At 38.5% G+C, this 25,754-nt stretch carries 21 protein-coding genes; 9 read left to right on the forward strand and 12 right to left on the reverse strand.

The window, feature by feature from the left end:
- Positions 1-17 precede the first annotated feature (17 nt).
- The 5 genes from ACFFHK_RS00300 to yjgA all read right to left on the reverse strand — a co-directional run bounded on the left by ACFFHK_RS00300 (position 18) and on the right by yjgA (position 4,366).
- Positions 18-1,139, reverse strand: coding sequence for a RodZ domain-containing protein (locus ACFFHK_RS00300; RefSeq protein ID WP_382367583.1), 1,122 nt, complete (start codon positions 1,137-1,139; stop codon positions 18-20).
- A gap of 12 nt (positions 1,140-1,151) precedes the next feature.
- On the reverse strand, positions 1,152-1,715 hold the full coding sequence (gene pilW / locus ACFFHK_RS00305) for a type IV pilus biogenesis/stability protein PilW (RefSeq protein ID WP_382367586.1): 564 nt from the start codon (positions 1,713-1,715) through the stop codon (positions 1,152-1,154).
- Between the two features lie 22 nt (positions 1,716-1,737).
- Complete coding sequence (gene rlmN, locus ACFFHK_RS00310; RefSeq protein WP_382367589.1) at positions 1,738-2,859, reverse strand: dual-specificity RNA methyltransferase RlmN; 1,122 nt, start codon at positions 2,857-2,859, stop codon at positions 1,738-1,740.
- A gap of 224 nt (positions 2,860-3,083) precedes the next feature.
- Positions 3,084-3,713 (reverse strand): superoxide dismutase [Mn], encoded by a 630-nt coding sequence (gene sodA, locus ACFFHK_RS00315; RefSeq protein ID WP_382367592.1) that lies wholly within the window; start codon positions 3,711-3,713, stop codon positions 3,084-3,086.
- 122 nt (positions 3,714-3,835) lie between these two features.
- On the reverse strand, positions 3,836-4,366 hold the full coding sequence (yjgA, locus tag ACFFHK_RS00320) for a ribosome biogenesis factor YjgA (RefSeq protein ID WP_382367595.1): 531 nt from the start codon (positions 4,364-4,366) through the stop codon (positions 3,836-3,838).
- A 115-nt stretch (positions 4,367-4,481) separates the two neighbouring features.
- On the opposite strand from yjgA, the gene pmbA reads away from it, so the two are divergent.
- The 5 genes from pmbA (at position 4,482) to tilS (ending at position 10,333) form a co-directional block, all read left to right on the forward strand.
- Positions 4,482-5,831 (forward strand): metalloprotease PmbA, encoded by a 1,350-nt coding sequence (gene pmbA / locus ACFFHK_RS00325; RefSeq protein ID WP_382367598.1) that lies wholly within the window; start codon positions 4,482-4,484, stop codon positions 5,829-5,831.
- A gap of 348 nt (positions 5,832-6,179) precedes the next feature.
- Positions 6,180-7,160: a bile acid:sodium symporter family protein gene (locus tag ACFFHK_RS00330; RefSeq protein ID WP_382368892.1), complete on the forward strand. Its 981-nt coding sequence runs from the start codon at positions 6,180-6,182 to the stop codon at positions 7,158-7,160.
- Between the two features lie 45 nt (positions 7,161-7,205).
- The gene (accA, locus tag ACFFHK_RS00335; RefSeq protein WP_382367601.1) at positions 7,206-8,159 is read left to right on the forward strand and encodes an acetyl-CoA carboxylase carboxyl transferase subunit alpha; all 954 of its coding nucleotides are present in this window, start codon (positions 7,206-7,208) and stop codon (positions 8,157-8,159) included.
- Between the two features lie 12 nt (positions 8,160-8,171).
- Positions 8,172-9,035: a pyridoxal kinase PdxY gene (pdxY, locus tag ACFFHK_RS00340; RefSeq protein ID WP_382367604.1), complete on the forward strand. Its 864-nt coding sequence runs from the start codon at positions 8,172-8,174 to the stop codon at positions 9,033-9,035.
- Complete coding sequence (tilS, locus tag ACFFHK_RS00345; RefSeq protein ID WP_382367607.1) at positions 9,035-10,333, forward strand: tRNA lysidine(34) synthetase TilS; 1,299 nt, start codon at positions 9,035-9,037, stop codon at positions 10,331-10,333. Before pdxY ends, tilS begins: the two co-directional genes overlap by 1 nt.
- A 322-nt stretch (positions 10,334-10,655) precedes the next feature.
- On the opposite strand, the gene purN is transcribed toward tilS, so the two are convergent.
- Both purN and purM read right to left on the reverse strand, forming a co-directional pair.
- A complete protein-coding gene (purN, locus tag ACFFHK_RS00350; RefSeq protein WP_382367610.1) occupies positions 10,656-11,306 on the reverse strand; it encodes a phosphoribosylglycinamide formyltransferase in 651 nt (216 codons plus the stop codon).
- Positions 11,306-12,346 (reverse strand): phosphoribosylformylglycinamidine cyclo-ligase, encoded by a 1,041-nt coding sequence (purM, locus tag ACFFHK_RS00355; protein ID WP_382367613.1) that lies wholly within the window; start codon positions 12,344-12,346, stop codon positions 11,306-11,308. The genes purN and purM overlap by 1 nt, the downstream gene beginning before the upstream one ends.
- A gap of 205 nt (positions 12,347-12,551) precedes the next feature.
- Between purM and upp the strand changes: the two genes are divergently transcribed.
- From upp to hda, 3 genes are read left to right on the forward strand one after another with little or no spacing between them, the layout of a single operon-like run.
- Positions 12,552-13,178, forward strand: coding sequence for a uracil phosphoribosyltransferase (gene upp / locus ACFFHK_RS00360; RefSeq protein WP_382367616.1), 627 nt, complete (start codon positions 12,552-12,554; stop codon positions 13,176-13,178).
- Positions 13,179-13,227: 49 nt separating this feature from the next.
- Entirely contained in the window at positions 13,228-14,463 is a 1,236-nt protein-coding gene (locus ACFFHK_RS00365; protein WP_382367619.1) for a nucleobase:cation symporter-2 family protein, read from the forward strand.
- 57 nt (positions 14,464-14,520) lie between these two features.
- Entirely contained in the window at positions 14,521-15,258 is a 738-nt protein-coding gene (hda, locus tag ACFFHK_RS00370) for a DnaA inactivator Hda (protein WP_382367622.1), read from the forward strand.
- Between the two features lie 5 nt (positions 15,259-15,263).
- Here the strand turns inward: hda and ACFFHK_RS00375 are convergent, their stop codons facing one another.
- Entirely contained in the window at positions 15,264-15,575 is a 312-nt protein-coding gene (locus ACFFHK_RS00375) for a DUF5377 family protein (protein WP_382367625.1), read from the reverse strand.
- A gap of 114 nt (positions 15,576-15,689) precedes the next feature.
- Between ACFFHK_RS00375 and ACFFHK_RS00380 the strand changes: the two genes are divergently transcribed.
- Positions 15,690-16,754, forward strand: a complete 1,065-nt coding sequence (locus tag ACFFHK_RS00380) for an AI-2E family transporter (RefSeq protein ID WP_382367628.1) — start codon at positions 15,690-15,692, stop codon at positions 16,752-16,754.
- On the opposite strand, the gene mreD is transcribed toward ACFFHK_RS00380, so the two are convergent.
- The 4 genes from mreD to ACFFHK_RS00400 all read right to left on the reverse strand — a co-directional run bounded on the left by mreD (position 16,751) and on the right by ACFFHK_RS00400 (position 25,608).
- The gene (mreD, locus tag ACFFHK_RS00385; RefSeq protein ID WP_382367631.1) at positions 16,751-17,239 is read right to left on the reverse strand and encodes a rod shape-determining protein MreD; all 489 of its coding nucleotides are present in this window, start codon (positions 17,237-17,239) and stop codon (positions 16,751-16,753) included. The two genes, ACFFHK_RS00380 and mreD, sit on opposite strands and share 4 nt — an antisense overlap.
- Position 17,240: 1 nt before the next feature.
- Positions 17,241-18,230, reverse strand: coding sequence for a rod shape-determining protein MreC (gene mreC / locus ACFFHK_RS00390; protein ID WP_382367634.1), 990 nt, complete (start codon positions 18,228-18,230; stop codon positions 17,241-17,243).
- Positions 18,231-18,299: 69 nt separating this feature from the next.
- Entirely contained in the window at positions 18,300-19,352 is a 1,053-nt protein-coding gene (locus tag ACFFHK_RS00395; RefSeq protein ID WP_382368895.1) for a rod shape-determining protein, read from the reverse strand.
- A 217-nt stretch (positions 19,353-19,569) separates the two neighbouring features.
- Entirely contained in the window at positions 19,570-25,608 is a 6,039-nt protein-coding gene (locus tag ACFFHK_RS00400; RefSeq protein WP_382367637.1) for a hypothetical protein, read from the reverse strand.
- Positions 25,609-25,754 lie beyond the last annotated feature (146 nt).

A 25,754-nucleotide genomic window follows, 5' to 3' on the forward strand; every position in this document is an offset into this window, starting at 1 on the left:
TTCTTTATTTAGAGAAATTAATTTTGTTGTGCAGGTAAAGTTAATTTTGCAACACGACCATCAATTTTTAGTGGAACGTCTTGCCCTTGATAAATAATTTTTACATTTTGTGGCGCGCCGATAATTAATGAATAAGGAGGTTCACCTGTTAAATCAAGGATTTCACCTTGACGATATTCACGTTCAGCTAAGGTTTTACGATTTTTGTCTTTTACACTTAACCAGCAATTTTCGCCTGTAATTTCAATTTTTAAATTGTTTAGGATAACATCTGCTGTCGGTGCAACTGTACTATTTTTAGTTGTGAGATTTGCTGCTGTTGCGCTATCAATTTTATTCATTTCCGTAGTAAGTGCTTCGGTTGAAGTATTTGGATAAGAGATATTGTTATCACTACCCTTATTTTCAGTTATTGAAGTCGTCGTAAAATTATCACTTGTAATTTGTTCTGCTTCTACATTGTTTTGTTGTTCTATACTATTATTTGTACTATCAGCTTCAATTTGGGATAGCTGCACTTGTTCAGGGAGGTTATTAGATGTAGATACGTTCTCTGTTGTCGTATGTTCTTCAACAAATGATTCTCTTTCATTTGCTGAACGTTGATGATCTTGCCACCACCATAATACTGTCATGCCAATAATCACAATAACGACAATCCAGCTAAGCGGGCGTAACCAATGGTGATGTGATACATAGCGATTAACAGAGTTTTTAGTACGATGATTTTTATTTAAATCATTTTTTACTTCTTCGCCAAAAGCCGCTTGAGTTTGGATAAGCTCTGCGGGTAACTTGAGAAATTTTAAATAACTACGCAAGTAACCACGTACAAATGTGGCTGGAATATGTGAAATTGTAAATTCGTTATTTTCAAACTGAGTTAAAACAGCGATTTTTAGATTTGTCTTTGTTGCAACGTCTTCAATGGTAAGTCCGAGTTTTTCTCGGGCACTGCGTAATTGTTGTCCTAAATTTACGCTATTAGAGAATTGTTCTTGATCCATAATAAAATTAATCGTGGTTGAAAAAAATAATAATGACTCACTGATTTGATGACGAGCTATCAGTGAAGAATTCAGAATTTGTCCATTATACAGGAATGGCGAAGAGGAATGAAATAAGTTGCTATCATTCAACCATAATTCTTATTATTTTTTGATACGTTGTTGTAATATTTCGGCTTTTTCTGGTGCATATTTTTGTAATTGTGCCAATGCAACAGTAAATTTTTGCTGATTGTTGGCTAAATAGGCACAAATTGCAATATTTTCATAGGTATCGGCGAAGTGATAATAAGCTTTGCTAGTCAGCGCTTTATCGAATAGTTGGAATGCTTGGGTAAATTGGCGTTGGTTACATAAATACGTTGCATAATTATTTAAGACATCGCCATTATCTGGTACCAGTTGTAATGCTTTCTGATAATGATGTTCTGCTTGTTGGTTTTGCGCGGTATGTTGATAGAAATAAGCTAAGCCAAGATAAGGTAAATAATCGTTTGGCGTGTGTTGCAATGCTTTATCTAGATTTGCTTTTGCTAAAGCTACATTACCTTGTGCCAAATACGCCAATCCTAATTCAACTCGGGTTTTAGCGGCAGCTTGATTGCCTGTTGGCAGAGCACTATTTTGCTGAGAATGACTACAAGCAAATAGAGAAAAAAGTGAGAAAAATAGCAAAATAGGCTTAAAAAGAGTTAAAATTTTTGTCATATTCTCCTCACTTAGTTAATTTTTACGATTGATTAATTGCAATAGTCTGACCAAAAGCTCGTTTTTGTGCAGTACGTTTGGTTCTATCAATAACATCACCCGCTAGCTGACCACAAGCAGCATCAATATCATCACCACGCGTTTTGCGCACAATCACGGTAAAGCCATATTCCATTAATGTTTTTTGGAAACGGTCAATACGTGAGTTTGAACTTTTGTTGTATGGTGCTTCAGGGAATGGATTCCATGGAATTAAATTGATTTTACAAGGTGTATTTTTTAATACGTTGGCTAGTTGATGAGCATGTTCAATTTCATCATTCACATGATCTAGCATTACGTATTCAATCGTTACCTTACCATGGTTGGCATTAGAAATTTTGAGATAACGGTTAACGGAATCCATCAACATTGCAATATTATATTTTTTATTTAATGGTACAATTTCATCTCGCAGTTCATCATTTGGGGCGTGTAATGAAATTGCTAATGCAACATCAATCATCTCCCCTAATTTATCTAATGCAGGCACAACCCCTGAAGTAGAAAGGGTAACGCGACGTTTGGACAAACCATAACCAAAATCATCGAGCATAATTTCCATCGCAGGAACGACATTACTTACATTCAAGAGTGGCTCGCCCATTCCCATCATTACAACATTAGTAATTGGACGGATTTTAGTTTTTCCAAAAGCGCCTAATACTTTTGAGGCGCGCCATACTTGCCCGATAATTTCAGAAACCGTTAAATTGCGATTAAAGCCTTGTTGTGCAGTGGAGCAGAATGTACAAGCTAAGGCACAGCCCACTTGTGAAGAAACACAAAGTGTCGCACGATCAGCTTCAGGAATATAAACACTCTCAATTTGTTGATCGCCAACCTGCATTGCCCATTTAATAGTACCATCACTGGAGCGTTGTTCGACTGCAACTTCAGGTGCTTTAATTTCTGCTGCTTGTTTTAATTTTTCTCGTAACACCTTGTTAATATTCGTCATATTGTCGAAATTATCTTCACCATAGTGATAGATCCATTTCATAATTTGATCTGCACGAAAAGGTTTTTCGCCTAAAGTAGCTAAAAAATCACGCATTTCTTGACGTGTTAAATTGAGTAAATTGGTTTTTTCAGTCGTTGACATAATAAATTGCCTCGTTGTTACACATTATGGCGAGAGAATGCTTAATGTAGTGATGATATAAAAATCACGCATTCTACTGATTTGTCGAGCGTTATGCTAGCAAATTTATTTACTCAGTCTTTTATTTTGAGACTGTTTTGTGAGCAAGATCGAAAAAATAAAAAAATAGAGAAATCTAGAGAAGAAAAAAGCCGCTTGGTGCGGCTTTATAGGATTCTTGTACATTATTTTGCTAAATGTTCTTCATAGCGTTGTGCAACGAAATCCCAGTTTACTACGTTCCAGAATTCTTTAATGTAGTCTGGACGACGGTTTTGGAATTTTAAGTAATAAGCGTGTTCCCAAACATCAAGACCAACAAGTGGGAAACCTTCACAACCAGCAATTTCTTTGCCCATTAATGGGTTATCTTGGTTTGCAGTCGAAACAACTGCTAATTTACCCTCTTTCACCACTAACCAAGCCCAACCTGACCCAAAACGAGTTGCTGCAGCTTTTTCAAATTCAGCTTTGAACGCATCAACAGAACCGAAATCACGTTCGATAGCGTCTTTTAATTTACCTTGTAAAGTTGTCCCTTTTTTCAATGATTTCCAGAAAAGAGAGTGGTTAAAATGACCACCTGCATTGTTGCGTAATGCGGTAACATTTGCTGCGGGAACTTTATCTAAATTAGCAGAAAGTTGACCTGCACACATATCTTGTAATTCTTGAGATAACCCCTCTAACACTGCATTTGCATTATTAACGTATGCTTGGTGGTGTTTGCTGTGGTGGATTTCCATTGTTAACGCATCAAAATGCGGTTCTAAAGCATCGTAAGCGTAACCTAACTCAGGTAATTTAAAAGCCATAATTGTATTCCTCTTTATTGTTAAATAATGTTAATAAATAGTTTCGTATTAAGTACTAAAAACGGTCAAAATGTTAACAAAATTTTTGAAAGAAAGCATCTTTATTTTTTGATAGTAGAAAACTACGTATCTAAAATATGCTCTTTAAGATATTGATAAATCTCGCGATAAGCCTTTGGTGGACTATTTTTTTCTTTCTCTTTTTGCGCATTGCGAATTAATGCTCTTAATTTTTGCCGTTCTAGTGTTGGGTAGTCCTGCAATAATTCAGTAATGGTTTGATCACCATTAGCTAATAAAGCTTCACGATAGGCTTCTATTTTGTGTAATAAGAGTTGTTGTTGATTATGTTTGTTCTCAATTTTATCTAATGCGGATTGAATCGGTTCAATATCACGTTGACGCAATAATTTACCGATAAATTGCATTTGGCGACGATAACTTTCACGAGAAAGCCTTCTTGCCAGTTGAATGGCATCAGCAAGTTGTTCATCTAAAGGAATTTGTGCTAGCGCATTGTCTGATAGCTCAACGATTTTTTGCCCTAATTGTTTTAATTGTTCGGCATCACGTTTAATCTCACTTTTGCTGACCCAGATGATCTCTTCTTCCTCTTCTTCTTTCCATTCAAACTCTTTATCTTTAAATCGCATAATTAATAGTTCCTGTCTGTTATCACATGAAATATAGCCGTACATTCTAGCAGAAGTTCTAAAAATTTTTATATAATCCTTTTTTATTGCTAAAAATGTGAAAGAGAGAAGTGAAATGACATCACAGAAAAAAAATGAGCTTAAACAACAACAGCAACATCTGTGTGATGCTGCGGAATACGCGTTATCACTAGCAGCAAAAGCAGGCGCCACCGCAGAAGTTGGAATGACAAAAGTGGCGGGGTTAAGTGTATCCACCCGTTTAAAAGAGATTGAGAATTTAGAATTTAATAATGATGGGGCGTTAGGCATTTCGGTTTATCTCGGTAATAAAAAGGGGAATGCCTCTACTTCAGATTTAAGTCAAGAGGCGATTACACGTACGGTAGAATCTGCATTATCTATTGCAAAATATACTTCAGAAGATCCTTGTACAGGGTTAGCGCCAAAAGAGTTAATGGCATTTTCGCCACCAGATTTACAGCTTTATCACCCAGCAGATATTTCAGTGGATCAAGCTGTTGAGTTGGCATTATCGGCAGAAACGACAGCATTAGGTTATGATGCCAAAATTGTCAATAGTGATGGGGCAAGTTTTCATTCAAGCGAAGGTATTCGTGTCTATGGAAATACGCACGGTGTGTTAAATAGTTATTTATCTTCACGTTACTCATTATCTTGTAGTGTTATTGCTGAACAAGATCAAGCCTTAGAACGTGATTATGAATACACCATTGCAAGAAATTTTGCTGATTTACAATCGGCTGCATGGGTGGGGGAACATTGTGCCAAGAAAACATTAGCTCGCCTTAACCCACAAAAATTAACGACGTTACAAGTGCCAGTTATCTTTTTAAATGATGTTGCAACGGGAATTATGGGGCATCTTGCTTCGGCGATTAGCGGAGGAGCGTTATATCGTAACTCTTCGTTTTTATTGGATAAATTAGGGCATCAAGTTTTACCATCTTGGTTTCAGATTAGCGAACGTCCACATTTGTTAGGGCAATTAGCTTCAACACCATTTGATAGTGAGGGGGTTAAAACGCAAGATCAAGAGATCATTGTTGATGGCGTATTACAAACGTATTTATTAACGTCATACAGTGCGAAAAAACTTGGTATGCAAACGACTGGTCATGCGGGTGGGATTCATAATTGGCTGGTAAAAGCAAATTGCACTGGTGGACTAGACGCCTTATTAAAGCAAATGGATCGCGGATTATTGGTTACTGAATTAATGGGGCAAGGCGTAAATTTAGTAACAGGCGATTATTCGCGTGGCGCAGCAGGTTTTTGGGTAGAAAATGGACAAATTCAGTTTCCAGTCGCAGAAATTACGATTGCTGGACAGCTTCCTGAAATGTTGCAACAGATTGTTGCGGTAGCAGATGATGTCGAGCAACGTTCCAATATCCGCACAGGTTCAATCTTAATAGAACAGATGAAAGTATCTGGTGAATAGTTTTGTAAATGAGAATAATTATTATTGACAAGTGAAAGCTATTTGTTATTATGCAACACAGGTCAGCATCAGATATATGTTGCGGTCCGAGTAGAGTAGAAAGTAAATTTGCAGTAAGAGGGCGAGGAAAGGATTTCTCGCCTTTTCTTTTGGTAAAAATAGATAAATGGATTGAAAATTTCTTATAACGCGGTAAATTCTAATCCTTTTATAAGGTATGTTGATGCTTTAGCTCACGTTATCTATTTTGTTGGTGAGTTGAAATAATTGGATCTTCTAGATAACGAGCAAAACATCAATATGCTTTTGTCAACGAATAAATTTATCGCTATTGTTAAGGATAATATGATGCAAATATTACAGAAAATCAGTGTTGTCGCAGGGAAAACATTCTCTATTTGGGTATTATTGTTTGCTTTTCTTGCTTATCAATTTCCAAGTTATTTTGCGGGCTTAGTGGGATACATTCCTTATTTATTAGGGATCGTGATGTTTGGTATGGGAATTACATTAACCGTACAAGATTTTAGCGAAGTGGTAAAACACCCTAAAGCCGTGTTTATTGGTGTAGTGGCTCAGTTTGTTGTTATGCCTGGAATTGCCTATGTACTTGCAAAAGGCTTTAATTTACCACCTGATTTAGCCGTTGGCGTAATTTTAGTGGGGGCGTGTCCAGGTGGGACTTCTTCAAATGTGATGACCTATTTAGCAAAAGGCAATACTGCACTATCAGTTGCTTGTACTTCAGTATCCACATTATTAGCACCGTTTTTAACGCCAGTCGTTTTTTATGTGCTCGCGAGTCAATGGCTAGATATTAATGCTTATGCAATGTTTATTTCTGTGCTGAAAATTGTCTTATTTCCAGTATTTTTAGGAGTAGTGGCAAGAACGCTGTTAACAAAACAAATGGTGAAACTGGGGACTTGTACACCATTAGTCTCCGTGATTGCCATCGTGTTGATTTTGGCAGCAGTGGTTGCGGTGAGTAAAGATAAAATTATCGAATCGGGGTTATTTATTTTCTTGGTAGTGGTATTGCATAATGCTTTTGGCTATTTATTAGGTTTCGTTGTTGCAAAACTATTTAAATTAAATTTAGCCGATAGCAAAGCGATTGCGATTGAAGTCGGTATGCAAAATTCTGGGTTAGGGGCAGCCTTAGCAACAACCTATTTTAATCCATTAGCGGCAGTACCAAGTGCAGTGTTCAGTTTTTGGCATAATATTTCAGGTCCTTTGTTGGCAACATTTTTTGCATCAATTAATCGTAAAGCGGTTACCACTGGAGAAAAACACTGCAATTCAGTAAAAAAAAGCATAGAATAGACAAGTTATTTTGTCGCAAATGTATTAACAAGAAAAAGGAACTGTATGAATCAAGATTTTTTAGATTTTGAATTACCGATTGCCGAACTAGAGGCAAAAATTGACTCACTACGTGCGGTATCTGGGCAAGATGATAAAATCAATCTTGACGAAGAAATTGCTAGATTAAAGAAGAAAAGTGAAGAATTAACGAAAAAGACTTTTGCTGATTTAACGGCTTGGCAAGTTTCACAAATGGCTCGTCATCCGCAACGTCCTTATACCCTTGATTATATTCAACACATTTTTACTGAGTTTGAAGAGTTAGCTGGTGATAGAGCTTTTGCTGATGATAAAGCAATTATTGGGGGAATTGCGCGTTTAGATGATCGTCCTGTGATGGTGATTGGGCATCAAAAAGGGCGTACGGTCAAAGAAAAAGTGATGCGTAATTTTGGTATGCCTGCTCCAGAAGGTTATCGTAAAGCATTGCGTTTAATGCAAATGGCAGAGCGCTTTAATATGCCAATTATCACTTTTATTGATACACCAGGTGCCTATCCTGGTGTTGGGGCAGAAGAGCGAGGTCAATCGGAAGCGATTGCACGTAATTTGCGTGAAATGTCGATGCTAAAAGTGCCGATTATTTGTACTGTGATTGGCGAGGGTGGTTCAGGTGGTGCATTAGCGATTGGGGTTGGCGATAAAGTGAATATGTTGCAATACAGCACTTACTCGGTGATTTCTCCTGAGGGTTGTGCCTCTATTTTATGGAAAAAAGCTGATAAAGCGTCAACTGCTGCTGAAGTCATGGGCTTAACAGCAGATCGTCTGAAAAAGCTATCATTAATTGATAGTATTGTGGAAGAGCCATTAGGTGGTGCGCATCGTAATCTTGAACAAATGGCTGAAAATTTAAAAACACAAATTAAAACAGATCTAGATGAATTGGCATTATTAGGTGATGAAGAATTACTTGATCGCCGTTATCAACGATTGATGAGTTACGGTTATTGTTAATAGGACGTTATTATGAAAAATGTGTTATCAATACAATCGCATGTTGTTTATGGCTATGCAGGTAATAAAGCAGCTATACTCCCTATGCAGTTGCTTGGCGTAGACGCATGGGCATTAAATACCGTGCAATTCTCAAATCATACTCAGTATCAACGCTGGAAAGGCATGGTGATCCCTAAAGAACAAATTGCCGAAATTACCCAAGGAATTATGGATATTGGCGCATTAGCAGAATGTGATGCGGTGTTATCAGGTTATATTGGGGCGGCAGAGCAAGGACAAGAAATTTTAAATACCGTCAATGCCGTCAAAAAAGCCAATCCAAAAGCGATCTATTTCTGTGATCCTGTTATGGGACACCCAGATAAAGGGTGTGTGGTTGCACCTGGTGTTGCTGAATTTTTGGTAAATGATGCAATGAGTCAGGCAGATATTATTGCACCAAATTTAGTGGAGTTACGGGAATTAACAGGGTTAACCGTAGAAAACTTTTCACAAGCCTTAGCGGCAATCGAAGCGATTTTAACGAAAGGACCAAAAACGGTATTAGTGAAACATCTTAGCAAAGTTGGGCAAGATGCAAATAAATTTGAAATGGTGTTAGCGAATCAGCAAGGTATGTGGCACATCAGTCGTCCATTACATGAATTTGTTGGTCGCGATCCTGTTGGTGTGGGTGATATGACAAGTGCGATTTTCTTGGCTAACTTATTAAATGGTAAGTCAGAAGTGGAAGCATTTGAGCATACGGCTAATGCGGTTAATGATGTAATGACTGTAACCAAAGAATCACAGAAATATGAATTACAAATTATTCCAGCAAGGAATTATATTGTAACGCCAATTAGCCAATATCAAGCGGTAAAAATTGCTTAATGAATCATCTATTAGATGTCTTAATTCAACAAATTGCAGAAAACGCCTTGCAGAACAAGGCGTTTTTAATTGGTTTTAGTGGTGGTGTAGATTCCACTGCTTTACTGCATTTGTTCGCACAATTACGTCAAAGTAAAAATATTCCCGTTCGAGCAATCCATATTCATCATGGCTTGAGTAAAAATGCTGATGATTGGTTACAGCACTGTGAGCAGATTTGTTCGGAATGGCAAATACCTTTTATAAGCCAAAAAGTTTTGCTGAATGGAACTTGTAATATTGAAGCAGAAGCAAGAGCTGCACGCTATCAAGCGATTCAACAAGTATTACAACCAAATGAAGTTTTAGTTACCGCACACCATTTAGATGATCAATGTGAAACTTTCTTGTTAGCCTTAAAACGAGGCAGTGGGGTGAAAGGTTTAGCGGCAATGCCCGTGCAGACGACACTTTTTTCTGTACCTATTTTTCGTCCTTTGTTGACGGTATCCCGCACAGCATTAGCACAATATATTACAGAACATCAATTAATAACCATTTTTGATGAAAGTAATGATGATACTCGTTATGAGCGGAATTTTTTGCGTAAACAAGTCTTGCCAGTATTGAAACAGCGTTGGCAACATTTTGATCAAGCCGTAGCACGTTCTGCACAATTATGTGCCGAGCAGGAACAGTTGTTGCAAGAGTTATTAACGCCGATTTTTTTAACGCATTTAGCCGCAGATGGGAGCTTTACGTTAGATCACTTTTCTTCTTATTCTATCAGTAAACAGCGTCAATTATTGCGCTTATGGCTAGCGCATTTACAGCAACCTATGCCAAGCCAAACACAGTTAGAGGTATTATTAAATGAAGTAGTGAATGCCGAGGCAGATCGGCAGCCAGAATTACAGTTAAATGCGCGAGTGGTACGACGTTTTCAACATAAATTGTACCTAACGCCACTTTATCAGAATTTACGAGACTATATATTGCCAATTCAATTAGATGAAGTGATTGAGCTACCCGATCATTTAGGTGAAGTAAGCTGTCAACAAGCGCAACAATTTGCCGTATTTGCATGGCAACAACATCAATTATCCATAAAATTACCAGAAAATTATCAACAACTGACTATCCGTTTTCACTATTCCAAAAGCGTACAAATTAGTGCTCACTCCACTAAAACAGAGATCAAAAAAGTGTGGCAAAAATTAAATGTGCCAGCTTGGCAGCGAACACGAATCCCATTAGTGTTTATTGATGAGCATTGTTGTGGCGCGATAGGATACTTTATAAATTATGCAGAATTCTAGTTTGTTGACGAACCTATATTTAAGGAAGATCTTTATAAAATATTCAAATGGGTTCCCTTGCGACTTGCCCGAATGCAGGAAAGATTTTCAGGCAAAAAACGTCTAATTTTTCGCAGAAAAATATCAGTTTTTTGCCGCTCGGAAAATCTTGACGAAATGAGGAGTAGCAAGGAGCTAGGGCGCCTTTTCTTTTCCTCCATTTTCTTTGGGCGAGCAAAGAAAATGGAGTCGCCCTTTAGGGCGAAACCTAAATCTTAATTTGAGTGAAAAAATAAATTCCAAATTAATAAATATGATGTTGTCAACAAATTCAATAATTGCATTATTCTACATCGATTAAGGTTTTGATAATTGGTGTGAGTAACGGTTGATTATCAAAATAGGCTTGATCACGAAATGTCAAACGTTGATCAACAAACCAACCAATTACCTCAGGGTAGTAGCGCTGTTCATAATGTTTCACACGAGTGGACAAGCTCTCTTCTGTATCATCTGGCAAAATGGGTAATTTAAATTGAAACACTACTTGCCCACCGTCCATTTCCTCATTGACAAAATGCACGCTAAAACCATGTTCCGTATCCTGATTTTCTAAGACGCGTTGATAAGTATGTAATCCAGGATATTTTGGTAACAACGACGGGTGAATGTTAAGAATGTTACCCGCAAAGCGCTGGGTAAATTCAGGCGTAAGGATTTTCATATAGCCAGCAAGGACAATTAAATCGACTTGATATTGTGCTAAGAGATCTCCGATAGCAGAATCCATCTGCTGGTTATCAGTAAAATTTTTCCGCAAAAAGACATGCGTTGGAATATTTGCCTCAGTCGCACGTTGCAAACCATAAACACCAGATTTATTACTGATGACGGTAACGATATCTGCATTAAGCCGACCAACGTTACAAGCGTTGATGATTGCCTGTAACGTTTGTCCTTCACCTGAAATTAAAACAGCAATTCTTTTTTTCATTAGCGAATAATCACTTGTTGCGTTTCTTCTGGATCAAGATGTTCAATTTGACCAATCACCCACGCTTTTTCACCAGTTTGAGCTAATAATGCTAGTGCGGTTTCCACATCTTCTTGTGGTAATGCGATGATGATACCAACACCACAGTTGAAAGTACGGTACATTTCATAGGTATCGACATTGCCATTTTCTTGTAACCAACGGAAAACAGCTGGCCATTGCCAACTAGCTTCATTAATAACTGCGCGTACGTGATCTGGCAATACTCGCGGAATATTTTCCCAGAAACCGCCACCTGTTAAATGGGCAATAGCATGGACATCTACGTGTTTGAGTAATGGAAGAATAGATTTGACATAAATTTTGGTTGGTGCAAGCAAGTGTTCTGCTAACGGTTTACCTTCTAATAATGTTTCTGCTGGAGAGATATTGGCAACTTCAATAATTTTGCGGATTAATGAATAACCATTAGAGTGAGGTCCAGAAGAACCTAATGCAATTAGTGCATCACCAACACGAACAGCACTACCATCAATGATCTCATTTTTTTCAACGACACCAACACAGAAGCCTGCGAGATCATAATCGTTTGCGTGATACATACCTGGCATTTCAGCTGTTTCACCACCAATTAAAGCACAACCAGATTGTTCACAGCCATTAGCAATACCTTTAATGACATCACTGGCAATATCAACATCTAATTTTCCCGTAGCGTAATAATCTAAGAAAAAGAGTGGTTCAGCACCTTGTACGATTAAATCATTCACACACATAGCCACTAAGTCAATCCCAATGGTGTCATGTTTATGTAGGTCAATCGCTAAACGAAGTTTTGTGCCAACACCATCAGTACCAGAAACAAGAATAGGTTCTTTATATTTAGCAGGAATAGCACATAATGCACCAAAACCACCTAATCCGCCGATAACTTCAGCACGACGGGTGCGTTTTACGTGAGGTTTGATTCGTTCAACTAATTCATTGCCTGCATTAATATCAACGCCAGCGTCTTTATAACTTAATGTTTGTTTGTCCACATTTGCTCCTTAGGCGGTTTTAACACGATTCGGGCGCAAATTGTACACGATTAAGCAATCGTTTGCGATACAGATCACAAACAAATGCAAGAAATATTTTGCGCTAGATTAGGTTATGTGCAGATTTTCAGTTCTGAGGCTAGCTATTTCGGAATGGGTAGTTTAAAATCACCCGATTTTTTTGAAATTTTTAAGGGGCAACAAAATGAAAATCGTTGAAGTAAAACATCCGCTTGTAAAACATAAACTTGGTTTGATGAGAGCAGCTGATGTAAGTACAAAACATTTCCGTGAATTAGCAACAGAAGTCGGTAGTTTATTGACTTATGAAGCTACTGCTGATTTAGAAACTGAAGTGGTAACGATTGATGGCTGGTGTGGACCAGTACAGGTTGAACGTATTAAAGGGAAGAAAGTTACTGTTGTGCCAATTTTACGTGCTGGTTTAGGTATGATGGAAGGGGTATTAGAGCATATTCCAAGTGCAAGAATTAGTGTAGTAGGTATGTATCGTAATGAAGAAACCTTAGAGCCAGTACCTTATTTCCAAAAATTAGCACCAGATATGGAAGAGCGTTTAGCGATTATTGTTGATCCAATGTTAGCCACAGGTGGTTCAATGATTGCTACTATTGATCTGCTAAAAAAAGCACAATGTCCAAAAATTAAAGTTTTAGTGCTAGTAGCGGCTCCAGAGGGAATTAAAGCATTGCAAAATGCACACCCTGATGTAGAGCTTTATACGGCATCTATTGATGATCACCTTAATGAAAATGGTTATATCATTCCAGGTTTAGGTGATGCAGGCGATAAGATATTTGGTACAAGATAAGATCAAATATCTTTTTTAGTTAATTTATCCAGAGAGGTGAAACTAATTTATGAGTATAGAAACTCAATTTATTGCAGAAAGTAAAGTTAAACAAGCATTTGTTGGATTGCAAATGCTATTTGTGGCATTTGGGGCATTAGTCTTAGTACCACTAATTACTGGCTTAGATAGTAATACAGCGTTGTTAACGGCAGGGGTTGGAACACTCTTATTTCAACTGTGTACTAAACGCCAAGTACCGATTTTTTTAGCATCTTCTTTTGCTTTTATTGCACCTATTCAATACGGTGTTGCGACTTGGGGATTACCCGTTACGATGGGTGGTCTAGCCTGTGCAGGGTTAGTTTATGTCGCTTTAAGTGCATTGGTTAAAGTTAAAGGTGTTGAAGCTTTACAACGTGTTTTTCCGCCTATTGTAGTTGGTCCTGTGATTATCATTATTGGAATGGGATTAGCGCCAGTTGCAGTAGATATGGCGTTAGGGAAAAACAGTCCTTACAGTTATGACCAAGCAATTCTTGTGTCAATGATTACATTATTGACCACATTATGTGTAGCGGTGTTTGCGAAAGGAATTATGAAATTAATTCCAATTATGTTTGGTATTGCTACTGGTTATATTGTCTGTGCCTTTATGGGATTAATTAATTTACAACCTGTCTATGATGCGCCGTGGTTTAGTTTACCAACGATTACTACGCCTGAGTTTAAACTTGAAGCAATTCTATATTTGTTGCCGATTGCGATAGCACCAGCCGTAGAACACGTTGGGGGGATTATGGCGATTAGTTCGGTAACAGGTAAGGATTTTCTACAAAAACCTGGATTACACCGTACGTTATTAGGTGATGGTGTTGCAACTTCGATGGCTTCTTTCTTGGGCGGACCTCCAAATACCACTTATGCAGAAGTTACTGGGGCAGTAATGTTAACACGAAACTTTAACCCTACGATTATGACTTGGGCAGCTGTCTGGGCGATAGCGATTTCTTTCTGTGGCAAGGTGGGCGCATTTTTATCAACTATCCCAACGATTGTTATGGGAGGAATAATGATGTTGGTATTTGGGTCTATTGCTGTGGTTGGTATGAGTACTTTAATTCGTGGCAAAGTAGATGTAACTGAATCTCGTAACCTTTGTATTATTTCAGTAGTGATGACGTTTGGTATCGGCGGAATGTTTGTGAATTTTGGTGAAGTATCTCTAAAAGGCATTAGCCTTTGTGCGATTGTGGCAATTTTACTCAATCTCATTTTGCCAAAAGAACAAAAAGCAGAAAAATAAAGACTTAACATTTAAAAACATCAGGTCGAGAGCTTGCTCAACCTGATGTTTTTCTTTATGCTTATAAGCAAATTTTTTCTTTGCTCATTAGGTTGTTTTTTGCAGCATCAATATATTTTACCTATTCACGAATTTGATCAGGAAACATTTGAGAATTTTGATTCAGAAAATAATCAAGTGTTATGTAATTCCTTGTTTGAAAATTTTGTTCATTTGCGCCAGCCGTTTTTCTATCTTTGGGGAACAAAAAGTAGTGGTAAAACCCATATTTTAAAAGCGGCGAATAATCTATTTTTACAGCAAGAACGTTCTTCCATTTATATTCCGTTAACGAAAACTAACTATTTTTCACCAGAAATTTTGGAGTCGCTTGAAGAACTTGATTTAGTTTGTTTAGATGATATTGATGCGATTGCGAGTAATGCTGAGTGGGAAGTTGGCATTTTTGATTTATTTAATCGGATTAAAGAAACGGGAAAAACGTTATTATTAATAACGGCAAATGAACCAGTGCAACAGTCAAATATTGTTCTGCCTGATCTACGTTCTCGCTTAAGTTGGGGAGAGAGTTATCAATTAGCTGAATTATCGGATCACAAAAAGGCTGTTGTGTTGCAGCAAACGGCTCGTAATCGAGGTTTGGAATTGCCAGATGAAGTCGCAAAATTTTTATTAAGTCGCTTAGATCGTGATCTTACTTATTTATTTTCAATTTTAGATAAATTAGACAAAGCCTCTTTGCAAACACAACGCAAGTTAACCATTCCGTTTGTCAAAGAACAGCTTCATCTTTAATGATTTTATTCAGCAACTTGTGTTTGTAGTTGTCCAATTTTCACGCCAAGTAATCCTAGTGAAACGGGATCAAGAGATTCGCCTAAGAATTTAAATAAACTTTCTAGATCAGAAAATTGTTGCGTGAATTCCATTCTCTCTTCAACTTTTCGGGTAAATTGATAATGGAAAGTTTGATTAGCGTAAACAGCATCTAATTGTATGGAAACTGTTTCAAATAAATGATTTCTTGCGCCTTCTTCACCAGGATCGCTTTGACGAATGACCCAACTATTTTGATAAAGAGGATAAGTTTTGCTTGCAGTTGTGCTGTTCATTATTTAATTCCTTGATATAACGAGTAAAAAGGTGTGCATAGTATAGATTTACTCTTTATTCAAGTAAATAACTTGCTTATAATCTAACGGCTTTTGGTGGAAGGAGTTTTATATATGCTAGCTATTTTTAAAGAGTGGTATAAACGTCGATTTAGTGATCCGCAAGCGGTTGGATTATTTAGTTTAATTTTAATTGTCTGTATTGTTTTTTATTTTTTTAGTGATCTCTTCACACCATTATTGATAGCTATTGTTTTAGCTTATTTATTAGAACTTCCTATTCAATACCTTTCAACAAAATTTAAATTTCCACACCTATTAGCATTAGTAATTGTCTTAGGTAGTTTTATTGCGGCTGCCTTTTTTATTTTACTCGTGATGGTTCCTACTTTATGGAATCAGTTAGTGAATCTATTAAAAGATTTACCCACAATGAGTAATCGGTTACACGAATGGGTATTATCGTTGCCAGAGAGTTATCCAGAATATGTTGATTATGCAATGATTGATACGCTTTTTAATAGTGCGAGAGAGAAAATTCTAGGCGTAGGTGAGTCAGCCTTACGTTATTCATTAGTCTCAATCGTCAGTGTAGTAACGATTGGCATTTATGCGTTTTTAGTTCCGCTAATGGTCTTTTTCTTGATTAAAGATAGAGATTATCTGATTTCTGGTATTACTCGATTTTTACCGCAAAATAGACAATTAGTAAATAAAGTCTGGGCTGAAATGAAGTTACAAATTGCTAATTATATCCGAGGTAAAGTAACTGAAATTATTGTGATGACAGTAGTTAGCTATGTAACTTTCTTACTATTTAAATTAAATTATTCATTGTTATTAGCCGTAGCGATTGGTTTATCTGTTCTTGTACCCTATGTTGGCGCAGTATTAGTAACAATTCCATTAGCCTTAGTTGCGTTATTTCAATATGGCTGGTCTGCAACGTTTGGTTACTTAATGTTAGTTTATATGATTACCCAACTGTTAGATGGGAATCTATTAGTGCCTTTATTGTTTTCTGAAGCTGTGAATTTACACCCATTAGTGATTATCGTATCAGTGATTTTCTTTGGTGGATTGTGGGGCTTTTGGGGCGTCTTTTTTGCGATTCCATTAGCTACATTGGTGAAAGCGATTATTACCGCATTACCACCAATTAATGTAGCAGATAGTTAACGTAATGATAATTTACGGCGTAATTTGCGTAAAATAAGAAATACCCAAGGCCAGAGAATACCGCTAAGGATTGCGCCCATAATTTCTTGTGAATTAAAAACTGCACTATGTAGGAACAATTCTAATAAGAAAATAGCAAATCGAATTAAAAATACACATAGCATCACCAGCAGACTTTGTTGCCAGAGCGAGAGATTACGTAAAATCATTGAATTTATGGCAATTAAATAAGCAAAGATAGAAAGAACTAGGGAGTGAATGCCAAGAATAGAACCAAGCACCAAATCCCAAATTAACCCAATAATAAAAGCAATGCCAATGTTGAGACGAACTGGAATTGCCATTATCCAATATAACAGAACTAGCACTAACCATGCTGGACGATAGCCAGAAAAATCTGCTGGCCAAGGCATAATTTCAAAGACTAATGCAATAACAAAAGTAATAACAATCATCAGCCATTGCAGGATAACATTTGCTTTCATACTATTCTTCTTCGACTTTTTCTTTTGTTGGCAGTATCGGTTTATCTAATGTATCTATTGGTAAATCGTTATTTTCTTCATTAGAGGGTACAGTGTGTTGAGAAGAAAGGCGTTGTTTTACCACTTCTTTAATTTGTATAGGGGCATGACCATTTGCACGCTTCATATCTTCATTGGTAGACCAAAGTAAAAGCAAATAGCGTAAGCGTTCTAATGAAGCTAATGGTTTGGCAATGACAGTAGCAAAATAATTATTTCCCTCGCGAGAAACAGATTCAACGATCGCCACGGGATACCCCTCAGGAAAACGGCGACCTAAACCAGATGTTACTAATAAATCGCCTTTTTCAATATCAGCAGAACGAGAAACATTGTCTAAGACCAGCTCATCAGGGCGCCCTGTACCACTGGCGATAACACGAATATCAGAACGTAATACTTGTAATGGAATGGAGTGTGTAACGTCAGAAATTAGCAAAACGCGGCTAGTGTTATGTCCAACAGAAATAATTTGCCCAACCACCCCTTTTTCATCAATGATTGGTTGCCCGACATAAGCGCCATCTTTTTCCCCTTGATTAATAACAACTTGTTGACGATAAGGATCAGTTTCGGCAGTCAATACTTCCGCGATTTTCTTATATTCATCATGACGTAATGGGGAATTAAGTAATAAACGCAAACGCTGATTTTCAACTTTTAATTGATCTAATAAGAGGAGGTCTGCATTTTTTTCCAATAACTGATCTTTCAACACCTTATTTTCAATTTGCAATGTACTGGTATCGACTAAATTGTCAGAGACGCCGTCAAGTACGGAGCGCGGCGTATTGGCTAAGTAATAGATCCAACTGACAGCGGTTTCTAGAACGCTACGGATTTGCCATAAATTACGTGTTTGCCCATCGGAAAACATGAGGATTACCGATAAAATCACAGCAAAGGTAAGTCTGACACCAAGAGAGGGGGATTTTGTGAAAATTGGTTTCATACCATACAATTTATACAAAATAGAGCAGCTTGGATTAACAAGCTGCCCTAATTGGTCTAATAATTAAGATTATTCGTCGCTAAAAATATCACCGCCGAGCATATCGATCATTTCTAGTGCTTCACCACCACCACGTGCAACACAAGTAAGCGGATCATCTGCAACAATGACGGGTACACCTGATTCACGAGAAAGTAATACATCAATATTTTTCATTAATGCACCACCACCAGTTAACACCATACCACGCTCAAAAATATCAGCAGCAAGTTCAGGTGGACATTGTTCTAAAGCAGTACGGACTGCACGCACGATACCGTCTAATGGTTGTTGAATTGCTTCTAGGACATCACGAGTATTTAATGTGAATGTTCTTGGTGCGCCCTCAGCAAGGTTATGCCCATGCACTTCCATTTCTAAAATTTCATCACCTTCTTCAATAAAGGCACTAGCTAATTCTTTCTTGATTCTTTCTGCCGTTGTTTCACCGATAGATGAACCGAATGTACGGCGAACATAGGCAATAATCGCTTCATCGAAACGGTCGCCACCGATACGAACTGAAGATGAATAAACAACACCATTTAATGAAATTACGGCCACTTCAGTTGTACCACCGCCAATATCAATAACCATAGAACCCGTTGCTTCCGATACAGGTAATTTCGCACCAATCGCAGCAGCCATTGGTTCTTCAATTAAATGCACTTCTCGAGCGCCAGCACCATAAGCAGATTCTTTAATTGCACGACGTTCTACTTGGGTTGCACCAGCAGGTACGCACACTAAGACACGCGGGCTTGGACGCATAAAATTGTTACGATGTACCTGTTTGATAAAATATTGCAACATTTTTTCCGTTACAAAGAAATCAGCAATCACCCCATCTTTCATTGGGCGAATTGCACTAATGCTTTTTGGCGTTCGCCCTAACATGGATTTTGCTTCACGCCCAACGGCTGCAATACTTTTTAATGAACCAACACGATCTTGACGAATCGCCACAACTGAAGGCTCATCAAGTACGATGCCTTGACCTTTAACATAAATAAGAGTATTTGCTGTGCCTAAATCGATAGAAAGGTCATTAGAAAATAGACCACGAATTTTTTTAAACATAATCTTCCGCTTTAATGTGAATAAAATAGATTATTTTTACAGTGAAAAAATTGGGTGTAATTTACCAAAAAATCCGCGCTTTTGATAGGGTATTAGGCGGATTTTTTCTTGAAATAATTTTCGATCAAATAGGGCAAATGAGGCGCTAATCCGGCATAAAAATAACCTCAAAGTATTTCACTTTGAGGTTATTATGCAGTTAAAAATAAGCAATTAAAACTTAAAAGGTAATTTTAACGCCTACATTCGCATCGCTGGTACGGCGACCTGCGCTACCAAATGTACGTGATACATCAAGATAGAGTGCAGTACCAGAGGTTAACTTCATTGAAGCCCCTAATCCAGCGCGATACCAAGTACCACGGTTGTCAACTTCCCAATTATATTTTGCGAAAGAGTCAACTTCCATTTGTTGTTTACCAGCAAATTCACGATAAATATCCATTGAACCATAGAAGTTCACCAGTTTATCGCCATACGCTATATTTTGTCCTACTAATACACCAGTGCGAGCTTGAACGCTATTGGTATTACCAACTTTTACATCAGCATCATACATTTTTAGCTTATCTGCTTGTACTAGCGTATATTGTAATTGTGCTTGTGGAATTGCATACCAACCGTTACCGAGATCGAAACGCATACCATATTCAGCACTTACTGCCGCATAATCGTTATGTAATTTAGTGGTCGTGGTTTCATCATCTACCGCAGCAGTGGTTTTCACACGTCCCATTGCGGCAACCACATTGGTGTAAGCGCCGTTACCAAAACGTGTTGTGTTGTAAACTTTAGCAACCACTTTATTCGCCTCAATATCACCATTAGTAATATCACCGCTAGCGCGATCATACTCAAGCGAGACACCAAAACGATTTGTACGATCATTAATCGTTGTTACACGATCGTAACCAATTTCTGTTTGGTGAGCGTTCAATTTCACGCCATTGTGATCATAATCAGCGTTTGAATAGGTTGCCCATAAGCCCTCTTCTCCAGTTGGTACACCTGAACGTGCAGAATTAATCATATCCGTTGCTAACATTAAGCCAGCAAGTGCAATATTATTGAGGTTATTCTGCGCATTGCTATTTATACCGACAGAACGGATACTTGCATAATAGAATTCACCCGCATTGATACCTGCTTGAGTTAAGAATAAGCGATCATTCGCCGTTGCATTTGCGACATTCTCATGCCCTAAGTAGAGATCTAATACATCAAATCCATTACCCACAGGTTGAGAATTTGTCTTAAAGACTTCAGCACCATTTGGATTCGCCACACCCGCAAATGGAATACGGTAAATGCCATCAGCCGCTTTTGAAGCTTCTTTTAAATCCGCCACAACTTTCGCATATTTCGCTTTATCTTGTAGCTGTAAAGTCTGTCCTGCTGCTGGTGAGTTCGTAAAGTTCAGATAACTACTTTCTGCAGGATTAATTGCTAAATTTAATCCATAAGTATTTTTACCTGATCCAGGGTTAGTAATACTCAATACCGAACCTGGTTTATCTGAAACTAAGGTTGCACCGTTAGCATTTAAGTTCACTAAAGTTGTTTGCGGGCTATTAATTTTCACCGTACTACCCGCATCTTGCTCAATGCTATTAATGGTTGCGCTAGTTGGTGCATTAATCTCAATTTCCCCACCGTTTGTTGCCTTAATTGGTTTTTCAGTGGTTACTGTTCCTTTAGAATCAAGCTTAATTTTGCCGCCATTATTCGCAGTAAGTTCATCTTTTGCGGTAATGTTATTACCAGTAAGTACAACTTCAGATGGTTTTACTGTGCCATCAGCTAGCGTAGTTGTGCCATCAGAGGCTACTTTGCCAACAGTTAGATCGCCATTTGTTGCGGTAACATTGGTTGTCCCACCATTATTGGCAGTAATACTTGGTTGGGTTGTATTATTTGAAAGATCTAAGTTACCCGTGTTTTGCGTAACAGTCGTTGTCCCACCATTATCTGATGAAATTTTACCGTTTACAGTAACGGTATCACCTGTTACAGACGTATTACCACTGTGATCAGAAGTAACGTCATCAGCACTTACTGTTTTACCATTAACAGTAACTTTACCCTCATTATCAGAAGCAATATCACCAGTTACGTTAACTGTTTCTGCATCAGCGGTTACTGTTGCGCCTTTACCATCTGCTTTCAGATCTTGAGAAACGGTAATTGTTCCTGCTGGATTTTTCGCATTGAGATCGATTGTTCCGCCTGTGCTGGCTGTTGCAGAACCTGTAATATCAAGGCTCTCCGTTTGCTCATTACCTAATGTTACTTTACCACCGTCAGACGCAGTAACATCTTTCTTCGCATCAATATCTTGCCCTACAACCGTAACGCTTGCGCCTTTATCATTCGCATCTTTACCCGCAGCCTTAATTACCGAGTTGATAGCAGCGGTTGTCGTATTAGTATCGCCTAGCGTAATAGCACCGCCATTCGTAGCTTCGACTTTATTCGCAGGATCGCTATTTTCTGTGCCAGCAGTAACCGTTTTACCCTTAACATTCACCTGAGAACCTGCACCATCTGCGGTAACATCGCCTTTTACTTCACCTTTGCCGTTATCGCTATTGGCACCTGTGATATTGACCACACCACCATTTTGTGCAGCGGCAGCATTCGCCGTTGCAGTTTCCCCAGCAACATTCACTTGTGAACCAGTGCCATCTGCGGAAGCAGTACCTTTCACTTCACCTTTGCCATCAGTGGTATTTGCACCAGTGATATTGACCACACCGCCATTGTTTGCAGTAGCACCTTTTTCTGCTGTTGCTGTTTTTCCGCTTACCGTAACAGTTGAAGCATCATTTCCATTTTTACCACTTGCTGAAATATTATCAGTAACTGAAGCAGTTCCCTCTGTATTAGAGGCTTTAACATTAATATCCCCACCGTTGGTTGCTTGAGCAGTGCCAGTAACTGAAGCATTTTTAGTTGAGGTATCACCAACCGAAACTACACCACTGTTTTGTGCAGTAGCTGCATTTGCCGTAGCCGTTTCTCCTGAAACATTGACTTGTGAACCAGCGCCAGTTGCGGAAGCGGTACCTTTTACTTCACCTTTACCGCCAGCGTCATTAGAACCAGTGATATTCACCACACCGCCATTGTCTGCGGTAGCACCTTTTTCTGCTGTGGCTGTTTTTCCGCTTACCGTAACGGTTGAAGCGTCATCGCCATTTTTACCACTTGCTGAAATATTCTCGCTAACTGAAGCAGTTCCCTCTGTATTAGAGGCTTTAACATTAATATCCCCGCCGTTGGTTGCTTGAGCAGTGCCAGTAACAGAGGCATTTTTAGTTGAGGTATCACCAACTGAAACGACACCACTGTTTTGTGCGGTGGCTGCTTTTGCCGTTGCAGTTTCCCCAGCAACATTCACTTGTGAGCCAGTGCCATCTGCGGAAGCAGTGCCTTTCACTTCACCTTTGCCGCCAGCGTCATTAGAACCTGTGATATTGACCACACCGCCATTGTCTGCAGTAGCATCTTTTTCCGCTGTTGCAGTTTTTCCACTTACAGTAACAGTTGAAGTGTCATCGCCATTTTTACCACTTGCTGAAATATTATCAGTAACTGAAGCAGTTCCCTCTGTATTAGAGGCTTTAACATTAATATCCCCACCGTTGGTTGCTTGAGCAGTTCCTGTAATAGATGCTGTGGTTGTAGTATCGCCACCCACTGTTACTTTACCTTTATCAGCTGCGCTTGCACTCCCTGCAGTTGCCGATTCAGTACCCTTAACTGTAACGTTTGAATTTTCGCCAGTCGCTGTTGCTGCACCAGTAAGCGAAGCATTTTTAGTTGAAGTATCACCAACCGAAACAACGCCGCCAGTATTTGCAGTAGCTGCATTCGCTTTAGCAGTTTCTCCTGAAACGTTCACTTTTGAACCAGTGCCAGTTGCGGTAGCTGTGCCTTTTACTTCACCTTTACCGCCAGTCTCATTTGCACCAGTGATATTGACCACACCGCCATTGCTAGCCTCAGCTGCGCCTGTAACTTCGGCGACTTTCCCTTTAACCGTTGCAACCGCCTTAGCGTCATTCGCAGTAACACTCTCTGCTGTGGTTTTGGTGGTTGCATCATTCCCCACAGTAATTTTTCCGCCCGTGCCGTCGGTTTCGCCATTTCCAGCGGTGATTGCTCCAGTATCAATCGAGCCTTTTTGTGCGTCTTTATTGACATCAATCGTACCAGTTTTGTCGGCGGAGAGGGTGCCTAGCTTGGTTACTGCGTTATCATTTTCATTTGTGTTATTAACCGTAATCGTACCGCCGTCGGTGGCATTGAGCGCACCAGCGCTTTTCTCCGCAGGAAGATCTTTATTGATATTATCCCCTTGCAGGATAACGGTCGCAGCAGAACCATTTGCCGTTGTTGTGTTGGTTACTTTTAAGTTATTAGTGCTGTTATCCCCAAGTGAAATATCACTGTTTTTATCGGCAGTGATAGCATCATTGGCTTGAATATCTTGCCCTAAAACTGTTATGTATGATTTAAATCTTTCATTACTAGATTGTGCCGTAATCGCACCATCAAGTTGCACACTAGGGCTACTTGCGTTACCAATATTGACTTTACTACCTAGTCCAGTGGCATTAATGCTATCTTTTACTTTAACTCTGCCTGTTTCACTATCCTTATTAATACTGATTTCGCTCAGAGCACCTGTTACCTGTATAGCTTTGACTGTTGCAGCAGTGTTGGCAGAAACCTTAATTTTGGAGTTCACTCCTGTTGCTTCAAGGGAAGTGTTTTCTGCATTAACCGTTGGTGCTGTAATATTGATCGCATTCGTAGTGTTTTGGTCTATGATCGAACCGCTTTTGGTAACTGTAGAGTTAGTACCAGTAAAGTTAATAGTTTCGCCAGCGGTTAAATTCATTGACCCAGCAGACCCTGTATTAGTTGAACTGACATTACCGCTAATATTCAGATCTTTTGTTGCATTAAGGGTTACTTGCCCACCGTCTCCATTAGCTGGACGAGCATTGGTTGTAGCATTGTTGTAATTAATAGTATTGGCATTAATGGTTTCTGCGCCAACATTTAAGGTTCCATCGTTTACAGTGGTTGTTTGTTTTAAATCGACTTTTTTGTTGCCAGTTAATGTAGCAGTACCACTTTTATTAACGGTAACATCGCCATTAAACGTAATAGGTTTTTGTGAATCTTTAATATTTAGTGCTGCAGCTGTAGCACTTGCATCAGAGGAGCCAACTACTGTTGTGCCAGTTACTGTTGTTGCGGCGTTTGTTGAGTTAACATTGATCGTTCCACCTTCTGCATTAATGCGGCCAATCGAAGTAGTTTTCGCAGTATCAGTAGGATCACCAGAGTCAGCGTTATTGGTTAAATTAATTTGTGAGGTGTCGTTAGGTCTGAGTGCGCCAGTAACAGCAAGACCATTATCAGCGGTAATATTAACTTTTGCATTATTAGAACTAGCAATATCACCTGTTACTGTTACATTTGATTTAGAGGTAATTTGTACATCACCAGCGTCAGAAGAGGTGATGTCTTGAGTGGCAACGCCGCCATCTTCGCCAGTGCCATTAGAGGTTAAACGTGTTACATTGGTTGCCTTAATTGTGCCTGTGGTTAATTTTTTCTGTGCAGTAATATCAAAGTTGGCAGTTTTATTTTCTATATTACCAACAGTAACTCCCCCCCTTGTGGCTTTTACATTGACCGTTCCTGTTTCAGCTATTATTCCGGCATCACCAGCATTGATATTATTTCCTGCGGTAATTGCAATGCCACTAGAGCCTGTGGAATCATTTACTTGCGTCCATAAAAGATTAGTTGTATTAGTGGCTGTAATATCATTGGTCGCATTAATGGTAATATTACCACTAAGTGTTGCTTTTGCAGCATACGCTGCATTTTTGATAGTGATGTCTTTAGCAGATGTTACATTTAGTTGAGCTTCAGGTCTCTGTGCGTATATGGCTAAACCACTTTCTTTATTTTGTGCATCTATTTCAATATTGCCTGAAGTACTGGTTACATATAATGTTGTAGCTTTATACTGTCCTCTACCTAGGTCACTGTTAACATCAATAACGCCTTTATTGTTAGTTCCATTGCCTGTTACTGTAATGCTATCTTCACTAACAGTTTTTGAATTACCACTTGTTGCGGTTATAGTGGTATATTCAGTTGCAAACGCTGTACCAGTTATTAAAGAGCTGACTGCTAAACTAAGTAGTGTTTTTTGAAAAGATTGTTTATACATAAATACGATATCCTAAAATAATTGGTAATTATTTATTATTTACAATAATAAAAAAGGAGGAGAGCTCACCCCTCCTCCTTTTTTAATTGTTTTCTGTTAAGTATAAGGATGAGTAAATTTTATACTTAATAGAATTAGAGACAATA

The organism is Gallibacterium trehalosifermentans, assembly GCF_042433055.1.
Lineage (GTDB): Bacteria > Pseudomonadota > Gammaproteobacteria > Enterobacterales > Pasteurellaceae > Gallibacterium > Gallibacterium trehalosifermentans.

Bases quoted from the DNA above. Each gene is read 5' to 3' on its own strand.
- pilW (WP_382367586.1), bottom strand. From the start codon at position 1,715: ATGACAAAAATTTTAACTCTTTTTAAGCCTATTTTGCTATTTTTCTCA.
- rlmN (WP_382367589.1), bottom strand. From the start codon at position 2,859: ATGTCAACGACTGAAAAAACCAATTTACTCAATTTAACACGTCAAGAA.
- sodA (WP_382367592.1), bottom strand. From the start codon at position 3,713: ATGGCTTTTAAATTACCTGAGTTAGGTTACGCTTACGATGCTTTAGAA.
- yjgA (WP_382367595.1), bottom strand. From the start codon at position 4,366: ATGCGATTTAAAGATAAAGAGTTTGAATGGAAAGAAGAAGAGGAAGAA.
- pmbA (WP_382367598.1), top strand. From the start codon at position 4,482: ATGACATCACAGAAAAAAAATGAGCTTAAACAACAACAGCAACATCTG.
- ACFFHK_RS00330 (WP_382368892.1), top strand. From the start codon at position 6,180: ATGCAAATATTACAGAAAATCAGTGTTGTCGCAGGGAAAACATTCTCT.
- accA (WP_382367601.1), top strand. From the start codon at position 7,206: ATGAATCAAGATTTTTTAGATTTTGAATTACCGATTGCCGAACTAGAG.
- pdxY (WP_382367604.1), top strand. From the start codon at position 8,172: ATGAAAAATGTGTTATCAATACAATCGCATGTTGTTTATGGCTATGCA.
- tilS (WP_382367607.1), top strand. From the start codon at position 9,035: ATGAATCATCTATTAGATGTCTTAATTCAACAAATTGCAGAAAACGCC.
- purN (WP_382367610.1), bottom strand. From the start codon at position 11,306: ATGAAAAAAAGAATTGCTGTTTTAATTTCAGGTGAAGGACAAACGTTA.
- upp (WP_382367616.1), top strand. From the start codon at position 12,552: ATGAAAATCGTTGAAGTAAAACATCCGCTTGTAAAACATAAACTTGGT.
- ACFFHK_RS00365 (WP_382367619.1), top strand. From the start codon at position 13,228: ATGAGTATAGAAACTCAATTTATTGCAGAAAGTAAAGTTAAACAAGCA.
- hda (WP_382367622.1), top strand. From the start codon at position 14,521: ATGCTTATAAGCAAATTTTTTCTTTGCTCATTAGGTTGTTTTTTGCAG.
- ACFFHK_RS00375 (WP_382367625.1), bottom strand. From the start codon at position 15,575: ATGAACAGCACAACTGCAAGCAAAACTTATCCTCTTTATCAAAATAGT.
- ACFFHK_RS00380 (WP_382367628.1), top strand. From the start codon at position 15,690: ATGCTAGCTATTTTTAAAGAGTGGTATAAACGTCGATTTAGTGATCCG.
- mreD (WP_382367631.1), bottom strand. From the start codon at position 17,239: ATGAAAGCAAATGTTATCCTGCAATGGCTGATGATTGTTATTACTTTT.
- mreC (WP_382367634.1), bottom strand. From the start codon at position 18,230: ATGAAACCAATTTTCACAAAATCCCCCTCTCTTGGTGTCAGACTTACC.
- ACFFHK_RS00400 (WP_382367637.1), bottom strand. From the start codon at position 25,608: ATGTATAAACAATCTTTTCAAAAAACACTACTTAGTTTAGCAGTCAGC.